The sequence below is a fragment of the Sulfitobacter dubius genome, assembly GCF_900113435.1.
Taxonomy (GTDB): Bacteria; Pseudomonadota; Alphaproteobacteria; order Rhodobacterales; family Rhodobacteraceae; genus Sulfitobacter; species Sulfitobacter dubius.
The window spans coordinates 266,288-283,397 of record NZ_FOPG01000002.1; the positions used below are offsets into that span (position 1 = coordinate 266,288).

The window sequence follows — 17,110 nt, forward strand, 5'->3', positions numbered from 1 at the left end:
CGGGTAAAATCATCTTATTCAAAGGACCTTAGCCGATCGTGGCCGATCCGCGCGAGTTCACGCGCCGTGGGGTCAAGCGGAGCAAATGCAACGCTTAGCCCGCTGGAATGCCAGTCGCACAGGCCGAATCCGGTGCCTTCGACGATACGCAGATCGCGCGTTTCTGTCAGGTCGATGGTGGAATGCAGCCCGTTAGAGATCACCACTGGAATGCCATGCCAATGGCTCACCCGGTTCACATGCACATGGCCCGACAAGATCCCCGCGACGTGCTGACCTTTCAGCATTCCGGCCAAGCGCGCGCTGCTTGTCTCATCAAGACTGCCCCAAGCCAGCGCATCAGGGTCAATTCGCGGCGGGTGGTGGATGACCAATAGCTTTGCCAGATCGGAATGGCGCTCTAACGCCGCCTCAAGAAACTCGAACTGCGGATCATCAAGCGCTCCAGCCACCTTGTTCGGCACGCTGCTATCCAACGCAATCACGTGCAGGTCACCGTGCCGTGCATCGTGGAAATAAGGCGCATCCGCCAGCCCCGGCGCAAAGACCGCGTTGAACCCGGCGCGTTTGTCGTGATTGCCAAGCGCCAGCACCAAAGGGGCGCGCAGATCGCTAAGAATGTCGCGCACCAGCTCATAGCTTTCACGGTCGCCCTGATTTGTTAGATCGCCGCTGGCCACCACGAAATCGGGCTGCGGGTCCATCGCGTTGATCACCTCAACCACGCGGCGCAGCGTTGCGGGGGTGTCACTTTGCAGATGTGGATCGTTCAGATCGGGGTGCGAGATGTGCAGGTCGGTCAGGTGGACAAAGCGGGTCATGGGCGTACTCCTGCGGCTTTCAGCAGGGTTTTCGTATAAGGGTGCTTAGGCGCGCGCAACACATCAGCGGCGGGACCGCTTTCCAACGTCTTGCCGTGCTGAAGCACCAGCACCCGGTCACAGATCGACGCCACCACTGCAAGGTCATGGCTGATAAAGACCATGCCAAGCCCCAGATCATCTTGCAGGTCCATTAGAAGGTTCAGGATCTGCGCCTGCACTGACACATCCAAGGCCGAGACCGCCTCATCCGCGACCAGCAGCGCGGGCCGGGTTATGATCGCGCGGGCAATGGCGATACGTTGGCGCTGCCCGCCTGAGAACTCATGCGGATATTTGCCTGCGTCGGCTGGATGCAGCCCGACCTGCTCCAAGGCTTCGGCGACGCGATGGGTGATATTCTCCGTCTCTCCGTTGGCGCGCAGCGGCTCCGCGATGGACCAGCCAATGCGGCGGCGCGGGTTGAGCGAGCCGAAAGGGTCTTGAAACACCATCTGAAAGCCGCGCCGCAGCTTGCGCAATTCCTCTGCGGTCAGGCCGTGCAGATCGCGGCCCTGAAACAGCACCTCCCCCGCGTCCGGACGCTCAAACGCCATAATGAGCCGCGCCAAGGTCGATTTGCCCGAACCACTTTCGCCGACCACGCCCAAGGTCTCTCCGGCGCGCAGCGAAAATGCAGCCCCTTCTAGCGCCGTCAGCACGGGTGCCCGGCGCAGCAGGCTTTGCCGTGGCAGCTTGTAGTGGCGGGTGAGGTTGCGGACTTCCAAGAGCGGCACGTCAGTCATGGCGTGCCTCCGTCAATAAGTGACAGGCAGCACCGCGCGCGACTTCGGTCTGCGTAAAAGCCGGGCGCTGCGTGGCGCATTGGGGCAGTTCGACGGGACAGCGCCCTGCGAAACGGCAGCCTTCGGGCAGGCCCTGCAGGGGCGGCACAGATCCCGGAATGGTTGGTAGGCGCCGCCGTTTCCCATCGGCATTCCGTCCCGCCACACCGACATCAGGCCGCGCGCCCAATAGCCCCTTGGTATAGGGATGCACGGGCGCGCCAAGCACCGCTGCCGTGCGGCCCCGCTCAACCATATCGCCCGCATACATCACCACGATGTCTTCGGTGGCCCGCGCCACGGCGGCGAGGTCATGGCTGATGAAAACCAGCGCCATCTCGCGCTCTCGCGCCAGCCGCTGCAATAGGTCGGTGATCCGCAGCGCCACATTGGCATCCAATGCAGTGGTTGGCTCATCCGCGATCAGCAGCATAGGGTTGCAGGCCAAGGCCAGCGCGATCAACACACGCTGCCGCTGCCCCCCTGACATCTCATGCGGGAACTGCCGCAGGCGTCGGTCCGGGTCGGGGATGCCCACCTCTTCGAACAGGCTCAGCGCCCGGTCGCGGGCTGCGCGGCGGGTCAGACCGTCGTGCAACAGCATCGGCTCTATCACCGTATCGCCCACCCGCCGCAGCGGGTTCAGGGCCGCCATCGGTTCTTGAAACACCATCGCCACCCAGCGGCTGCGCAGCCTCTGCCAATCCCGCTCTGCCGCCCGGGCCATATCCTGCCCGTCGATGCTAAGCTGCCCGGTCAGGCGCGCGCTGTCGGGGGCCATGCCCATCAGGCACAGGGCCAGAAGCGTCTTGCCCGAACCGCTTTCACCAACGACACCCAAGCGGTCGCCACGCTCGATCACCAGATTGGCGTCACGCAGCGCCGCCGCATGGCCGAAATGGACCGAGAGATTGCTGAGTTCGATCATCGCGCGCGCGCCAGTCTCGGGTCGGTGATATCGCGCAGTCCGTCGCCCAGAAGGCCGAACCCCAGCACCGCCACGACGATGCAAAGGCCGGGATAGATTGCCAGCTGCGGGGCGAGATACATCAACGTCTGCGCCTCCGACAACATTCGCCCCCAACTCGACGCGGGCGGCTGCGCGCCGAGGCCAAGATAGCTCAGCGCCGCTTCGGCGAGGATTGCAACGGCAAATTCGATGGTGGCCTGCACGATGATTGCCGCGGCGATATTAGGCAGGATGTGATCGCGGCTGATCGCAAAGCGCCCCCGCCCCGCCGCGCGTGCAGCGGCGACATAATCGCGTGTCCAGATTTGGTTGGCGGAGGCACGGGTGACGCGCGCGAAGATGGGGATGTTGATAAACGAGATCGCCAGCACCGCATTGGTCAGCGACGGCCCAAAGACCGCCGCCAGCATGATCGCAAAGAGCAGCGCGGGAAAGGCGAAGCCCAGATCGGCCAGCCGCATCACCCCATCCTCGACCCAACCGCCAAGCGCCGAGGCGAGCAACCCAAGCGCCACACCGATGCTGCCGCCCAAAAGCACCGCCACCAGCGCCACGGTCATCGAATTGCGCGCCGCCGCCATAAGCTGCGCCACGACATCGCGGCCCAACTGATCGGTGCCCAGCCAATGCTCTGCCGAAGGCGGCGCGAATTTGGTCGAGATCGACATGGTCTGCGGGTCATGCGGGGTCCAGATCAACGACAGGGCCGCCACCCCGACCACTAAGCTGACCAGAACCGCGCCCAACAAGAAATTCGCCGGAAGCCGCCTCATGCCCGCGCCTTCAGCCGGGGGTCGATCACGACATAGAGCAGATCGACCACGAAATTCGCCGTTACTACGATGGCGGCAAAGAGCATCACCAGCGCCTGTACCGTGGGCAGGTCTCGGTTGGCGATGGATTGGAAGATCAGCCGCCCAAGGCCGGGCAGGTAGAAGACGTTCTCGATTACGATGGTCCCCGTCACCAAAGCCGCAAACTGCATCCCGACAATGGTGACAATCGGCACCAACGCATTGGGCAGCACATGACGCCACAGTATCCGGCGGTGCGACAACCCACTGGCCCGCGCGGTGCGCACGAAGTCCTGCCGCATCACCTCCAGCGCCGAAGACCGCGTGACCCGCGCCAGCACCGCCGACTGCACCAGCGCCAGCGCCACCGTGGGCAGAATGAGCGAGCGCAGCGCGGCAACCGGATCGTCCCAGCCCGCAAAGCCCCCGGGGGGCAACCAACGCAGCTTCACCGCAAAGAGCATCACCAAGAGGATCGACAGCCAGAACGCCGGCACCGCAATGCCAAGCTGGCTGAGGAACATCACCCCCCAGTCGCCCGCGCGGCCATGCTGCGCCGCCGCCGTGATGCCAAGGCTCAGGGCAAGCACCAGCGTCACCAACATCCCCGCTACAGCGAGTGAAATGGTCATCGGCAGCCGCTCGGAAATCAGCTCTGAGACCGGGACACGGAAAGAATGGCTGATCCCGAAATCCCCCTGCAAGGCGTTCCAGACCCATGAAACATAGCGCGTCACCAGCGGCGCGTTCAGCCCCAACTGCTCGCGCAGCGCCGCCAGCGCGTCCTCGCTGGCGTCCATCCCAAGGATCGTCAGCGCCGGGTCGCCCGGCAGCACGTTCATCACGGCAAAGACCACGACCGACACGGCCAACAGGGTCAGCACGAAACCAAGCGTGCGGCGGAAAAGGAAATAGGCCACGGGGTCAGGTCCAATGGCTGCGGAACACGTGGCACCGCAACCGGTTTAGGTCAATTGGCGACGCTGACGCCCTTGAGCGGCATGTAGAGTACAGGCGAAGAAGACCAATAGCCTTCTACCCCCTCACGGAAAACACCGAGCAATGGCAGCTGGAACAGGAAAGCATGAACTGACTGATCCGACAGCATCTGCTGGCCCTGCTTGAGCAGTTCATCGCGCTTGGCCGGGTCGACCTCTGTCGTGATCTGCTCCCATAGGGCGGTCATCTCGGCATTGTCATAGCCGTAGAAGTAGTCCGGCCCACGGGCGAAATTGCCCATGTCGTTGGGGCTGGTGTGGGCGATGATGGTCATGTCGTAGTTCTTCTGCTTATAGACCTCATCGATCCAGAAACCCCATTCGACATTCTCAACCTTGGCGTCGATCCCGGCCTCTGAAAGCTGGTTCTGAATGATCTCGGCCGAGCGGGTGGCATAAGGAAACGGCGGCACGCGCAGGGTCATCGTCGTGCCGGCCACGCCGGCGGCTTCGAACATCTCCTCGGCCTTGGTGCTGTCATGCGGATAGGCGTCCGTCAGGTCGACATAGGCGGTGCCATGCGGCGGGTAGAAGCTGCCGATGGGCACGGCTTGGCCGTACATCGCGCCCTCAATGATCTCGTCGCGGTCGATGGCGGTGGCCACGGCGCGGCGCACCTCGACATTGTCGAAAGGCGGCTTCGCGTTGTTCATGGCGAGGATCACCTCGCCCTCGGTCGAGCCGACGTTGACGCGGAAGCGCGGATCGGCCTCGAACTGCGGCAGCAGCTCCGGCGCGGGGAAGCCGGGGAAGGCGTCCAGTTCTTCGGCCATCATCGCCGCAGTGGCGGCGGCGGGGTCTGAGATGAAGCGGAACACCACCTTATCGAGCGCCACATCGGCGGCATCGCGGTAATCGGGGTTCTTGACCAAAGTCAGACGGTCGCCACGGGTCCAGCTGTCGAACTTGAAAGGGCCGGAGCCAATGGGATTTGCGTTGTTGGTCTCCGCACTCTCGGAAGCGACAATGGCGCTGTCGCCCTGCCCCATGTTGAACAGGAAGAACGCATCCTTGCCGCTGAGCGTGATCTCGACCGTCTGCGGATCAACGGCTTTCACGCTCATGATCGGCTCGAAAATATCCTTGGAGGGGTTCACGCTCTCCTCACCCATGGCGCGGTCGAAGGAGAAGACCACATCCTCAGCGTCCAGTGCGCTGCCATCGTGAAACATCACGCCCTCGGCCAGATGGAACGTATAGGTCAACCCGTCCTCGGATACGTCCCACTTGGTGGCAAGATTGGGCTGCACTTCGCCGTTCTCGGCCACGGTGGTCAGCGATTCAAAGACGTTTTGCGTCATCATGCTGTCGATGGAGGCGGTCGCATCCGCTGTCGGGTCAAGCGACGTGGGCTCCTGCTGCATGCCGACAACAAGCTCAGCAGCGGCAGAGGCGGACGCCAGCAGGCCAAAGGCCAGTGTCAACGCGGGAAGAGGTTTGGTGAGGGGCAGGTCAAACATGGGGCAGCACTCCTGTTGGCAGGAGCATCAATAGAACCGGCAGACCGGACGCCCCTTTATGACAGATTGCGCCGGGCGGGGCATCCGGTCAACGGCTTTGCGGCTTGGGCGGAAAACTTCATGCAATTGCAACATACTGGCGGTTTTTTTCCGCTGCTGCTTCCAACCTTGAATTCATCTGCATCCGCTCTTTTGCCGCGCTGCGGGCGGTGCTAGCCTTTGCGCAAAGGGGACGACTATGAACACCTCCACCACCGGTTTTGATTGCATTGTCATCGGCGCGGGCATTGCTGGCGCGTCAGTCGCGGCTGAATTGGCCAGCGACCGCCGGGTGCTGCTGCTAGAGCGCGAAAGCCAGCCCGGCTATCACACCACGGGCCGATCTGCAGCGCTGTTTACCGTGACCTATGGGCCGGATGTTATCCGCGCTTTGTCCCGCACCTCTGCCGCGTTCTTTAACGATCCGGCCAGCCCGCATTTGGACCACCCGCTGTTGGAACCGCGCGGCGCGGTCTTCGTCGCGCGGCAGGACCAGCAAGCATCGCTAACACGCACAGCCGAGGAACTGGGGCCGCATGTCACCCCGCTCACCGGAGCAGAGATCGAAACCCTCGTGCCGCTGCTGCGCAAGGGTTATGCTACAGCCGGACTGCGCGATGGATCGGCGGCGGATATCGACGTGAACGGGCTGCATCAACATTACCTCAAGTCGTTCCGCGCGGCGGGCGGCGTTCTGCAGACCAAGGCCGAGGTGCTGTCGCTGCGCAAAGACGGCGACTGGCAGGTTGACAGCTCGCAGGGCCAGTTTCACGCCCCGATTATCGTCAACGCAGCAGGTGCATGGGCGGATGAGATCGCGACAATGGCAGGCCTCACCCCCGTGGGTCTGACCCCGAAACGCCGCACCGCCCTGACCGTGGCCCCGCCTGAGGGCATGGTGCCAGACCGCTGGCCTATGGTCGTGGATATAGACGAGCAGTTCTACCTCAAAGCCGATGCAGGCAAGCTGCTGATCTCTCCTGCAGACGCGACCCCCTCCGCGCCCTGCGATGCGCAGCCCGAGGAGTTGGACGTGGCGATCTGCATTGACCGGATCGAAACGGCCTTTGAGGTCAGCCTGCGGCGGATTGAGAGCCGCTGGGCCGGTCTGCGCAGCTTTGTGCCAGATGGCGACCCGGTCGCGGGGTTTGATCCTAAAGGAGAAGGGTTCTTCTGGCTGGCGGGGCAAGGCGGTTATGGCATTCAAACCGCGCCCGCTCTGGCCCGCGCTGCCGCCGCACTGGTACGGGGCGAAGATATCCCCGGCGACATTGCCGCCGAGGGGGTTACTGCTGCAGCCCTTGCAAGGGGCCGTGCGGGATTGGCTTAGCCTTTCATCCCAGCTTCAGCTTCGATCTGCTTGCGCGACTTGCGCGCGCGCTCTGTCGCCGATTTCAGCTGACCGCAAGCGGCCATGATGTCTTCGCCACGCGGTTTACGCACGGGCGAGGCATAGCCCGCGTTATAAACGATATCGGCAAAAGCGCGGATGCGGTTGTTGGACGACCGCTCGTAAGGCGAACCGGGCCATTCGTTGAAGGGGATCAGGTTGATCTTGGCCGGGATGCCCTTGATCAACTCAACGAGCCGATGCGCGTCTTCGTCGCTGTCGTTCACACCTTTCAGCATCACGTACTCAAAGGTGATCCGCTCGGAATTACTGACCTTGGGATAGGCGCGTAGGGCGTCGAGCAGTTCTTCGATGTTCCAACGCTTGTTGATCGGCACCAGCTTGTTGCGCACCTCATCGGTGGTGGCGTGGAAAGACACGGCCAACTGGCAGCCAATCTCGGCGGCGGTGCGATGAATTTCCGGCACAACGCCGGATGTCGACAGCGTGATGCGGCGGCGCGAAAGCTGGATGCCCTCGGGGTCCATCGCAATCTTCATCGCGTCGCGCACGTTCTCGAAGTTATAGAGTGGCTCACCCATGCCCATCAGCACGATATTGCTCAAAAGACGGGCCTCTTCGGTCCGAGTGCCAGTCTCGGGCCATTCATCCAGATCGTCGCGCGCCACCATAACCTGACCGATAATCTCAGCGGCGGTAAGGTTACGCACCAGTTTCTGCGTGCCCGTGTGGCAGAAGGAACAGGTCAGCGTGCAGCCCACTTGGCTGGACACACAAAGCGTGCCGCGACCCTCTTCAGGGATATAGACCACCTCCACCTCATGGCCGCCCGCGATACGCACAAGATACTTGCGCGTGCCGTCTTCGCTTTCCTGCCGGGTCACGACCTCGGGCACTTCGATCACGAATTTTTCTGCCAGTTCAGCGCGGTAGCCTTTGGCAAGGTTGGTCATGGAGTCGAAGTCACGCACACCCCATTGATAAATCCATTGCCAGATTTGCCCCACACGCATCTTCGCCTGTTTCTCAGGCGTGCCGTTTGCGATCAACACATCGCGCATGGCGTCACGGGTCAGACCGACAAGGTTGATCGGCCCCTCAGGCAACTTGCGGGGGAGGGTCATCACGTCTTGGGTGATGGGCGCGGAAGCGGACATTTCAAAGACTCACAGGCTAGGGATGGGTCTCTATATAGGGAATGGCGCGATTTGCAAAAGGGTTTGCCGAGCGAAGGGCGGCTGGGCCATCCTGCCCGGCCCTAATCGTTCTTCTTGGTCGTCCGCAGCTCACCCGTGGCCAAAACCGGGGCCGCGTCAAGATTATCGACATTCAGCATCGCCGCGACCCGCTCCAGCGAAGATACCAATTGCGCCTGTTCCCAATCTGCCAGATCGGCAAAAGCCCGCACATAGCGCTGCTGCAGAGCGTCAGGCGCCTCTTCCAAGACATCCTCACCCTGATTGGTCAGGGTGATATTGGTCTGCCGCCGATCCTGCGCCGAAGTTAGCCGTGACACCAATCCACGCGCCACCAGCTTATCAACCAGCGATGTCACGGTAGCTTGGCTCACCCCCATCTGGGTGGCGAGGGTCTTGGCTGTCGGGTCTTTCTTCTCTCCCACGATCTGCAAAACACGCAGTTGCGCCGGGGTCACCCCCGCCGCCTGCGCCAAATCACGGGCATAAAGCTCTGTGGCGCGCAAAATGCGGCGCAAGGCGATCAAACTCTCGTCGACCCGGTCGGGATGTTTCTGCGTCATGGTGCATCCTTGCACATTGGGGGCAATTTCAGCAATCGGTCAAAACCACCCTGAACGCTTAGTATAGCTAAGCGAAACGGTCCAATTTCGTTAGCCCTACGAAACAAATATGCACATAAGTATGCCTCTGAAACCACGCTATAAGCGCATTTTCAGGTATTTTGCTTTGAATGTTGAAGTATCACCCCACATGCCCTACTTAGCTTATCGAAACAATAAGGGAGCCCCGACCGGATGCAGAATGAACTCGACATAAAGAAAGCCCGCACACCCAAGCTGCGTAAGCCCATTGCCGAGGACGGAGCCGCCATCTGGCGGTTGATTCGCGACTGCAAGCCGCTCGACGAGAACTCGCTTTACGCGAACCTGATTCAAGCCGACCACTTCCGCGACACTTGTGTTGTAGCGGAAATGGACGGCGACATCGTTGGCTGGATTTCTGGCCATATGATCCCTGCTCAAGACGCCTTCTTTGTCTGGCAGGTCGCCGTCAGCCCCAAGGCCCGTGGCCTTGGTCTGGGTAAAACCATGCTGATGGAACTGGTGAACCGCGATGAGACTGAGGACGCCAAGACCCTCAAGACCACGATCACCCGGGACAACGACGCCTCCTGGGGGCTGTTCCGCAGCTTTGCCAATCACGTCGGCGGCGACCTTTCGGATGCCCCGCACTTTACCAAAGACGCCCATTTCGAGGGCGCGCATGACACCGAACATATGGTGACGATCACGCTGCCCGAGACTGCCGCGCTCAAACGCGCCGCGTAAACCGCAGCTGACAATTCACACGACAGATTCTCTTGAAGAGAAAGGATATTCCTATGCCTAAAGACATGGCACAGAACACAACGATCTTTACCCGCCGCGAGAGCGAAGCACGCTCCTATTGCCGTGGCATGAACGCCGTTTTCACCCGCGCCAGTGGGTCCGAGATGTTTGACGGCGAAGGCAATCGCTACATCGACTTCCTCGCCGGCTGTTCCTCGCTGAACTACGGCCACAACGATGCGGACATGAAGGCCGCGCTGGTGGAACACATCACCAATGACGGCATCGCCCATGGTCTCGACTTCCATAGCGACACCAAGGCGGCGTTCCTGAACGCCTATGAGGAAAACATCCTCAAGCCGCGCGGCATGGATTACAAAGTCATGATGACCGGCCCGACCGGCACCAATGCCGTCGAAGCCGCGATCAAGCTTGCGCGCAAGGTGACAGGCCGCACGAACGTGATCTCCTTCACCAATGGCTTTCATGGCATGACCATGGGCGCGCTGGCGCTGACCGGCAACAAAGGCAAACGCGGCGGCGCGGGCGGTGGCTCGTTGGCCGATGTGACGCATATGCCCTTCGAGGGATCGCTGGGCAAAAATGTCGACACGCTGGAAATGATCGACGCAATGCTGTCGAACCCGTCATCGGGCATCGACGCCCCTGCGGCACTCATCTTTGAGCCGATCCAAGGCGAAGGCGGTCTGAACGCGGCCTCCGACGCATGGATGCAGGGCATTGAGAAAATCGCCCGCAAGCATGGCGCACTCCTGATCATCGACGACATTCAGGCCGGTTGTGGCCGTTCGGGCAGCTTCTTCTCGTTTGAGGCGTCCGGCATCAAGCCTGACATGATCACCCAAGCGAAATCGCTTTCCGGTTTTGGCCTGCCCTTCGCAGCCCTGCTGATCGCGCCTGAGCATGACATCTGGAAGCCCGCCGAGCACAACGGCACCTTCCGTGGCAACACCCACGCCTTTGTCACCGCCCGCGTCGCGATTGAAAAATTCTGGTCCGACGACAAGTTCGAAAAGTCGCTGGCCGAAAAAGCCGTGGTACTGACCACCGCGCTCAAGGACGTTGCCGATCTGGTCGAGGGCGCCACGCTGAAAGGCCGCGGCCTGATGCAGGGTGTCGACGTTGGTTCTGGTGAACTGGCCGGTGCGATCTGTGCGCGTGCCTATGAATTGGGCCTTGTGATCGAAACATCGGGCGCGAACGACGAAATCGTTAAATATCTTGCCCCGCTCACCACACCGGAGAAGGTCATGCGCGAAGGGTTTGATATCCTCCTTCAAGCGACCCGTGACGTGACGGGCAACATGAAACTGGCAGCGGAGTAATACCGATGATTGTACGTGATTTTAACAAACTTCAGGGCACAGACCGTCACGTTGGTGACGCTCAATGGACGTCCACACGCTTGCTTTTGGCTGATGACAAGATGGGATTCTCTTTCCACATCACCGTTCTTGAGGCCGGGTCGGAACACACGTTCCACTACAAGCACCACTTTGAGAGCGTCTATTGCATGAAGGGCAAGGGCTCGATCACTGATCTCGCCACTGGCGAGACCCATGAGATCACCCCCGGCGTGATGTACGCCTTGAACCTGAACGACAAACACACATTGCGCGCAGAGGAAGAACTGCACATGGCGTGCTGCTTCAACCCGCCGGTCGCCGGCAACGAAGTGCACCGTGAAGACGGCTCCTATGCGCCCGCCGAGGAGGTAGCGTAAGTTATATGACCCAACCGTCCCACACTGTCGAAAAAATCGGCGGGACGTCCATGTCCCGCGTGAACCAACTCAAGGATACACTCTTTGTCGGTGACCGTAAGGGCGCGGACATCTATGGGCGCGTCTTCGTGGTCTCCGCCTTTGGCGGGATCACGAACCTGCTGCTGGAGCATAAGAAATCCGGCGAGCCGGGCGTTTATGCGCATCTGGCCAACGCCAGCAATGATCACGGCTGGCACGAGGCGCTGACCCGGGTGTCTGCCGAGATGCAGCGCGTGCACCGCGAGGTGCTGGAGCATCCCGGTGACATCGAACAGGCCGACGCCTTTGTGTCCGAGCGCACCCATGGTGCCCGCAACTGCCTGATCGACCTGCAACGTTTGTGTGCCTACGGCCACTTCCGCCTGTCGGAGCACATGCTACAAATCCGTGAGTTGCTGTCCGGGCTGGGCGAGGCGCATTCCGCTTTTGTCACCACAATCCTGCTGCAGCGCGCTGGCGTGAATGCCCGTTTCGTCGACCTCTCCGGTTGGCGCGATGAGGGTAATGTTACGCTGGACGAGCGCATCGAGCAGGCGATGGACGGCATTGATCCACACACCGAAATGCCCATCGTCACCGGCTATGCACAATGCGCCGAAGGCTTGATGCGTGAGTTTGACCGTGGCTATTCCGAAGTGACCTTCTCCAAGCTGGCGGCCCTGACGGGCGCGCGCGAGGCGATTATTCACAAGGAATTCCACCTGTCGTCCTGCGACCCGAAACTGGTTGGCGAACATGCCGTCAAAAAGATTGGTCGCACGAACTATGACGTAGCGGACCAACTGTCGAACATGGGGATGGAGGCGATCCACCCCAAGGCAGCCAAGACCCTGCGCCAAGCTGACGTACCGCTACGCGTAACAAACGCTTTTGAGCCCGAAGACCCCGGCACGCTGATCGACGACCGCAAGGCCGAGACGCCTGCGGTGGAGATTGTCACGGGCCTCGATATCGTGGCTTTCGAGCTGTTCGAGCAGGATATGGTCGGCGTGAAAGGCTATGACACCGCGATTCTCGACGTGCTGACACGGCACAATGTGCGGATCGTCTCGAAGGTCTCGAACGCCAATACGATTACGCACTACCTTGATGCGTCGCTCAAGACGATGCGCCGGGTGGAGAAGGATCTGGCACAGATTTATCCCGCTGCCGAGATCACCACCCGCACCCTGTCGATGGCTTCGGTCATCGGGCGCGATCTGAACGGCTTGTCGGTACTGCAGCGGGGCCTCGTGGCCATCGCCGAGGCCGGAGAGACGGCGATCGGTGCGAGCCAAGGGCCGCGCAACGTGGATGTGCAGTTCATCGTCGAGCGGGAGAGCCTGCAACCGGTGATCAAGGCGCTGCATGGTGCTTTCATTGAGGAAGAAGTCGCGACGTCGCTGTCGCGGGCGGCCTGAGGCCCGGTACATTCGACGTATCCTTAGCCGCGGCTCCCAAAAGGAAGCCGCGGCTTTTTCATGCCTGAGGTCCGGCGCCTACGGCTTGTCCCGGTTCCGGGTTGCAAACGCACTGCCACAAACAAAAACGGCCCCGCAATTCGCGAGGCCGTTCCAAAAATTGCTCTGGCCGCTCTCAGCCGCCGCAGCGCTTCGCCGCATCTTCCACCGCCGCTGTGAACCCCAGCAGCGAGAACTTGTCGCTGGTCTGTGTGCCGCGCGATGAGCGGCCGACCAAAGTCGCATCCGCGCCGCGTTTCATGGCGGCGATGATCTTGGCGTCATCCGCCGTGGTTGCAGGCCATGCCCACTCCCCTTCGGTGAACAGCTCGTAGCTATCGCCCGAAATATCCATTGTCACGGTCGAACCGGATGCGAAAGGATAGCCGCCGGTGAAAGCAACCTGACCCTTGGCCTCGGCAGACGGACGATAGAACACCATCAGCAATGTTTGACCCCGGTTCACTGCAACTACCCGCCCATCGCGGGTGTTCACGACTTCCTTGGGCGTTGAAACGCCCCAGCATTCCGTCGGGTTATCTTCTACAAAGACGCTCCAGTCGGTCTTGGCAGCCACCCGATTGGTGCTCTGCTCCTGCGCCACTGCGCCACTTGCCACAAGGGCGAGCGCCCCAAGTGCAAGACCACATGTCTTCATCATTCCCATCTGTCCAGCCTCCAGCCGTCCTTGACCTCAACGCGTTCACAGACCCCAATCGGGCAACCTCGGGCGGGTTGCTCTCTTGCGGGCGTCTGTTATCTGTTCGACACCAACCACAATAACGGCAAACGCGCGACCGACGAAACCCTGATTGGCAGGTTTTCGCCCAGAAACAGGATGAACCTCATGACCAAAGCAGCCCCATTTGCGGAAATCTGGCGCGGACCCTTTCTGGAAAGCGTACATTCTGGGCATGCCGTGATCTGTGACGACAGCGGCCAGATCGTCGAGGCTTGGGGTGATCCTGAGAAAGTGATCCTGCCGCGCTCTTCGTCGAAGATGATCCAAGCACTCCCCCTGATCAATTCAGGCGCCGCCGACGCAGCGGGTCTGAGCACCGAACAACTGGCCCTTGCCTGTGCCTCGCACCAAGGTGCGGCAATCCACACCGACCGTGTCGGCGTTTGGCTCGACACGCTGGGGCTGGGCGATGATGATTTTCGCTGCGGCGCACAGGAACCCAATGACCGTGACGCCATGGAAGCGCTGATCCGCGCGCATGAGAAACCCTGCCAAATCCACAACAACTGCTCAGGCAAACACGCGGGGTTCCTCACGCTGAACAAACACCTCGGCGGGGTAGCGGATTACGAAAAGCCCGATCACGCGGTGCAGAAAGCCTGCCTTGAGGCTTTCGAGACGGTCACCCAAGAAACCTCGCCCGGCTATGGCATTGACGGCTGTTCGGCCCCCAACCCGGCCTGCACCCTACACGGCATGGCCCGCGCCATGGCGCATTTCGCCGCCGCCCCCGAAGGCTCTGCCGAAGCGCGCCTGCACCAAGCCATGCGGCTGCACCCCGAACTGGTCGCCGGCGAAGGCCGCGTCTGCACGGAACTGATGCGGGCGATGGACGGTAAGGTAGCCCTGAAAACCGGGGCCGAAGGCTTCTTCATCGCCATTTGGCCCGAGCGCAAGCTGGGTATCGCGCTCAAAGCCGCCTGCGGCACCACCCGCGCCGCCGAATGCGCGATCACCGCGCTGCTGGTCAAACTGGGCGCGCTGGACGCCAACCACCCCGCCGCGCTCAAGCGGATGAATACGCCCATCACCAACTGGCGCGGGCTTGAGACCGGGATGCTGAAACCAGCGGCGGGACTGCTCTAAACCTCTCGCGCTGCCGCTTTATTCAAACGAAACAGCAGCGCCACGCGGTCTCAGCCCGCAAATTCGGTGCGCGCATAGCCCTGCACGAAAAGCAGCGCGGTCAAATCGCCGAAATTGACGCGGATGTCGCATTCCGCCGCGACCGACGGCTTTGCGTGCAGCGCCACGCCCATGCCAGCCCGCCCCAACATGCCCAGATCATTGGCCCCATCGCCCACGGCGACGACCTGATCTTCGGTGATCCCCAACTTTGCGGTGATCTCTTCCAGCGCGGCGACTTTGGCCTCGCGGCCCAAGATCGGCATACCCACATCGCCGGTCAGCGCCGCCCCATCGACCAGCAGCGTATTGGCGCGGTTCTCATCAAAGCCCAGCATCTCAGCCACTTTGGCAGTAAAGGCGGTGAACCCGCCCGAAACCAGCGCGGCATAGCCGCCGTTGGCTTTCATCGTGCCCACCAAGGCACCGCCGCCGGGCATCAGGGTGATCCGCTCGGCCAAAACCTTGTCAATGACAGCGGCTTCCAGCCCTTTCAGCAGACCGACACGTTCGCGCAGCGCGCCGTCGAAATCCAACTCACCGTTCATGGCGCGGGCGGTAATTTCTTTCACATGGGCGCCAACGCCCGCTTCCTCGGCCAACTCGTCGATGCACTCCTGCTGGATCATGGTGCTGTCCATATCGGCCAGCAGCATCTTCTTGCGGCGGCCTTTGCTGGGCACGATCACCAGATCGACGCCCATGGATTGGCAGCTTTCCCAAACGTCCCAACGGTTTTCCGGCATCTGGGCCAGCGAGAATTCCGCCGCCTCATCCGGGGCCAGCCAAAGCGCGTCGCCCCCGCCCCAAGCGTTGCGCAGGCTTTCGACCAGCGCCGCTTCGAGGGAGGGTTTGGAGGGGGAGGTCAACAAGATTGCCGTGAACATAAGTTTCCGATCCGCATCATTCGCGCCGCGCAAAGCGACATGACCGGCGTCCTAGCGCCATTTTGCGACTTGCGCCAGCCCGGCCTCCACGCGTATGCCGACAAGTGGGACACCCTTCCCCAACGAAGGGCGATTATCTGAGAGGGTAGCATAAATGGCTATTACACAACCGGCATCGCGCCCGGACACGAAACCTGTTGCCGTACCGGCAAACCCACGTTTCTCTTCCGGCCCCTGCGCCAAAATCCCCACATTCGATCTGACCAAGCTGGCGGACGCACCATTGGGCCGCAGCCACCGTGCCGCACCCGGCAAGGCCAAGTTGCTTGAGGCAATCGAGACCACCCGCGAGGTACTCGGCGTGCCTGCGGATTACCGCATCGGCATCGTGCCCGCCTCCGACACCGGCGCATTCGAGATGGCCATGTGGTCGCTCTTGGGCGAACGCCCGGCTGAGATGGTTGCTTGGGAATCCTTCGGCGCAGGCTGGGTCACCGATGCGGTCAAACAGCTGAAAATCGAAGCGCAGGTCCACACCGCCGAGTACGGCGAGATCGTCGACATGGCTGCGCTGAACTATGACAACGACGTTTGCTTCACTTGGAACGGCACCACCTCCGGCGTGCGCATGCCCAATGGCGATGCGATCTTCGCTGACCGCGCGGGCCTGACGCTTTGCGACGCCACCTCGGCGGCCTTTGCGATGGACCTGCCGTGGGATAAACTGGATGTGACGACCTTCTCTTGGCAGAAGGTGCTGGGCGGCGAAGCGGCGCATGGCATGCTGATCCTGAGCCCCCGCGCAGTTGAGCGGTTGGAAAGCTACACCCCCGCATGGCCCTTGCCGAAAATCTTCCGCCTGACCAAAGGCGGCAAGCTGATCGAAGGGATCTTCAAGGGCGAGACGATCAACACCCCTTCGATGCTCTGCGTCGAAGACTACCTGCAGGCGCTGGACTGGGCGAAATCCGTGGGCGGCCTCAAAGGGCTGATCGCGCGGGCCGATGCCAACACCAAGGCGATTGCCGAATTCGTCGAAGCGCATGATTGGATTGATTTCCTCGCCACCGATCCCGCGACTCGGTCCAACACCTCGGTTTGCTTGAAATTTACCGACGACCGCATTCAAGACGGCGCAGCCTTTGCCAAGGCCGTGGCCAAGCGGCTGGAAGCTGAAGGCGCAGCCCTCGACGTCGGCGCTTACCGCGATGCCCCTCCGGGCCTGCGCATCTGGTGCGGCGGCACGGTTGAAACGGCTGATATCGAAGCGATGCTGCCGTGGCTCGAATGGGCCTTTGAAGCCGAAATCAACGCCTAATCAACACCTAAAGCATTCCGGCGGGCGCG

General features: G+C 61.5%; 17 protein-coding genes. 7 read left to right on the forward strand and 10 right to left on the reverse strand.

The window, feature by feature from the left end; genetic code table 11:
* Positions 1 to 14 precede the first annotated feature (14 nt).
* The 6 genes from BM229_RS10025 to BM229_RS10050 are packed head-to-tail and all read right to left on the reverse strand — an operon-like array spanning position 15 to position 5,867.
* On the reverse strand, positions 15 to 821 hold the full coding sequence (locus BM229_RS10025; protein ID WP_093927509.1) for a metallophosphoesterase family protein: 807 nt from the start codon (positions 819 to 821) through the stop codon (positions 15 to 17).
* Positions 818 to 1,606 carry an ATP-binding cassette domain-containing protein gene (locus tag BM229_RS10030; RefSeq protein ID WP_093927510.1) on the reverse strand — a complete coding sequence of 263 codons (789 nt, stop codon included), beginning with the start codon at positions 1,604 to 1,606 and terminating at the stop codon, positions 818 to 820. Before BM229_RS10030 ends, BM229_RS10025 begins: the two co-directional genes overlap by 4 nt.
* Positions 1,599 to 2,573 (reverse strand): ABC transporter ATP-binding protein, encoded by a 975-nt coding sequence (locus BM229_RS10035; RefSeq protein WP_093927511.1) that lies wholly within the window; start codon positions 2,571 to 2,573, stop codon positions 1,599 to 1,601. The genes BM229_RS10030 and BM229_RS10035 overlap by 8 nt, the downstream gene beginning before the upstream one ends.
* Positions 2,570 to 3,388 (reverse strand): ABC transporter permease, encoded by an 819-nt coding sequence (locus BM229_RS10040; protein ID WP_093927512.1) that lies wholly within the window; start codon positions 3,386 to 3,388, stop codon positions 2,570 to 2,572. The genes BM229_RS10035 and BM229_RS10040 overlap by 4 nt, the downstream gene beginning before the upstream one ends.
* On the reverse strand, positions 3,385 to 4,329 hold the full coding sequence (locus BM229_RS10045; RefSeq protein ID WP_093927513.1) for an ABC transporter permease: 945 nt from the start codon (positions 4,327 to 4,329) through the stop codon (positions 3,385 to 3,387). Before BM229_RS10045 ends, BM229_RS10040 begins: the two co-directional genes overlap by 4 nt.
* A 50-nt stretch (positions 4,330 to 4,379) precedes the next feature.
* Positions 4,380 to 5,867 (reverse strand): ABC transporter substrate-binding protein, encoded by a 1,488-nt coding sequence (locus BM229_RS10050; protein ID WP_093927514.1) that lies wholly within the window; start codon positions 5,865 to 5,867, stop codon positions 4,380 to 4,382.
* 238 nt (positions 5,868 to 6,105) lie between these two features.
* On the opposite strand from BM229_RS10050, the gene BM229_RS10055 reads away from it, so the two are divergent.
* Positions 6,106 to 7,236 carry an NAD(P)/FAD-dependent oxidoreductase gene (locus BM229_RS10055; protein WP_093927515.1) on the forward strand — a complete coding sequence of 377 codons (1,131 nt, stop codon included), beginning with the start codon at positions 6,106 to 6,108 and terminating at the stop codon, positions 7,234 to 7,236.
* Here BM229_RS10055 and rlmN read toward each other — a convergent pair.
* Both rlmN and BM229_RS10065 read right to left on the reverse strand, forming a co-directional pair.
* Positions 7,233 to 8,414, reverse strand: coding sequence for a dual-specificity RNA methyltransferase RlmN (gene rlmN, locus BM229_RS10060; protein ID WP_093927516.1), 1,182 nt, complete (start codon positions 8,412 to 8,414; stop codon positions 7,233 to 7,235). The genes BM229_RS10055 and rlmN overlap by 4 nt on opposite strands.
* A gap of 101 nt (positions 8,415 to 8,515) precedes the next feature.
* Positions 8,516 to 9,016, reverse strand: a complete 501-nt coding sequence (locus BM229_RS10065) for a MarR family winged helix-turn-helix transcriptional regulator (RefSeq protein ID WP_093927517.1) — start codon at positions 9,014 to 9,016, stop codon at positions 8,516 to 8,518.
* A 234-nt stretch (positions 9,017 to 9,250) separates the two neighbouring features.
* Between BM229_RS10065 and ectA the strand changes: the two genes are divergently transcribed.
* The 4 genes from ectA to BM229_RS10085 are packed head-to-tail and all read left to right on the forward strand — an operon-like array spanning position 9,251 to position 12,970.
* Positions 9,251 to 9,784: a diaminobutyrate acetyltransferase gene (gene ectA, locus BM229_RS10070; protein ID WP_067937246.1), complete on the forward strand. Its 534-nt coding sequence runs from the start codon at positions 9,251 to 9,253 to the stop codon at positions 9,782 to 9,784.
* A 53-nt stretch (positions 9,785 to 9,837) separates the two neighbouring features.
* Positions 9,838 to 11,130, forward strand: a complete 1,293-nt coding sequence (ectB, locus tag BM229_RS10075) for a diaminobutyrate--2-oxoglutarate transaminase (RefSeq protein WP_093927518.1) — start codon at positions 9,838 to 9,840, stop codon at positions 11,128 to 11,130.
* 5 nt (positions 11,131 to 11,135) lie between these two features.
* Positions 11,136 to 11,528: an ectoine synthase gene (locus BM229_RS10080; RefSeq protein WP_093927519.1), complete on the forward strand. Its 393-nt coding sequence runs from the start codon at positions 11,136 to 11,138 to the stop codon at positions 11,526 to 11,528.
* A gap of 5 nt (positions 11,529 to 11,533) precedes the next feature.
* Entirely contained in the window at positions 11,534 to 12,970 is a 1,437-nt protein-coding gene (locus BM229_RS10085; protein WP_093927520.1) for an aspartate kinase, read from the forward strand.
* Positions 12,971 to 13,145: 175 nt separating this feature from the next.
* On the opposite strand, the gene BM229_RS10090 is transcribed toward BM229_RS10085, so the two are convergent.
* Positions 13,146 to 13,670 (reverse strand): invasion associated locus B family protein, encoded by a 525-nt coding sequence (locus tag BM229_RS10090; RefSeq protein WP_394805059.1) that lies wholly within the window; start codon positions 13,668 to 13,670, stop codon positions 13,146 to 13,148.
* Positions 13,671 to 13,856: 186 nt separating this feature from the next.
* Between BM229_RS10090 and BM229_RS10095 the strand changes: the two genes are divergently transcribed.
* On the forward strand, positions 13,857 to 14,837 hold the full coding sequence (locus tag BM229_RS10095) for an asparaginase (RefSeq protein ID WP_093927522.1): 981 nt from the start codon (positions 13,857 to 13,859) through the stop codon (positions 14,835 to 14,837).
* Positions 14,838 to 14,887: 50 nt separating this feature from the next.
* On the opposite strand, the gene serB is transcribed toward BM229_RS10095, so the two are convergent.
* Positions 14,888 to 15,763, reverse strand: coding sequence for a phosphoserine phosphatase SerB (gene serB, locus BM229_RS10100; RefSeq protein ID WP_093927523.1), 876 nt, complete (start codon positions 15,761 to 15,763; stop codon positions 14,888 to 14,890).
* Between the two features lie 154 nt (positions 15,764 to 15,917).
* Between serB and BM229_RS10105 the strand changes: the two genes are divergently transcribed.
* Positions 15,918 to 17,081, forward strand: coding sequence for a phosphoserine transaminase (locus BM229_RS10105; RefSeq protein WP_093927524.1), 1,164 nt, complete (start codon positions 15,918 to 15,920; stop codon positions 17,079 to 17,081).
* Positions 17,082 to 17,110 lie beyond the last annotated feature (29 nt).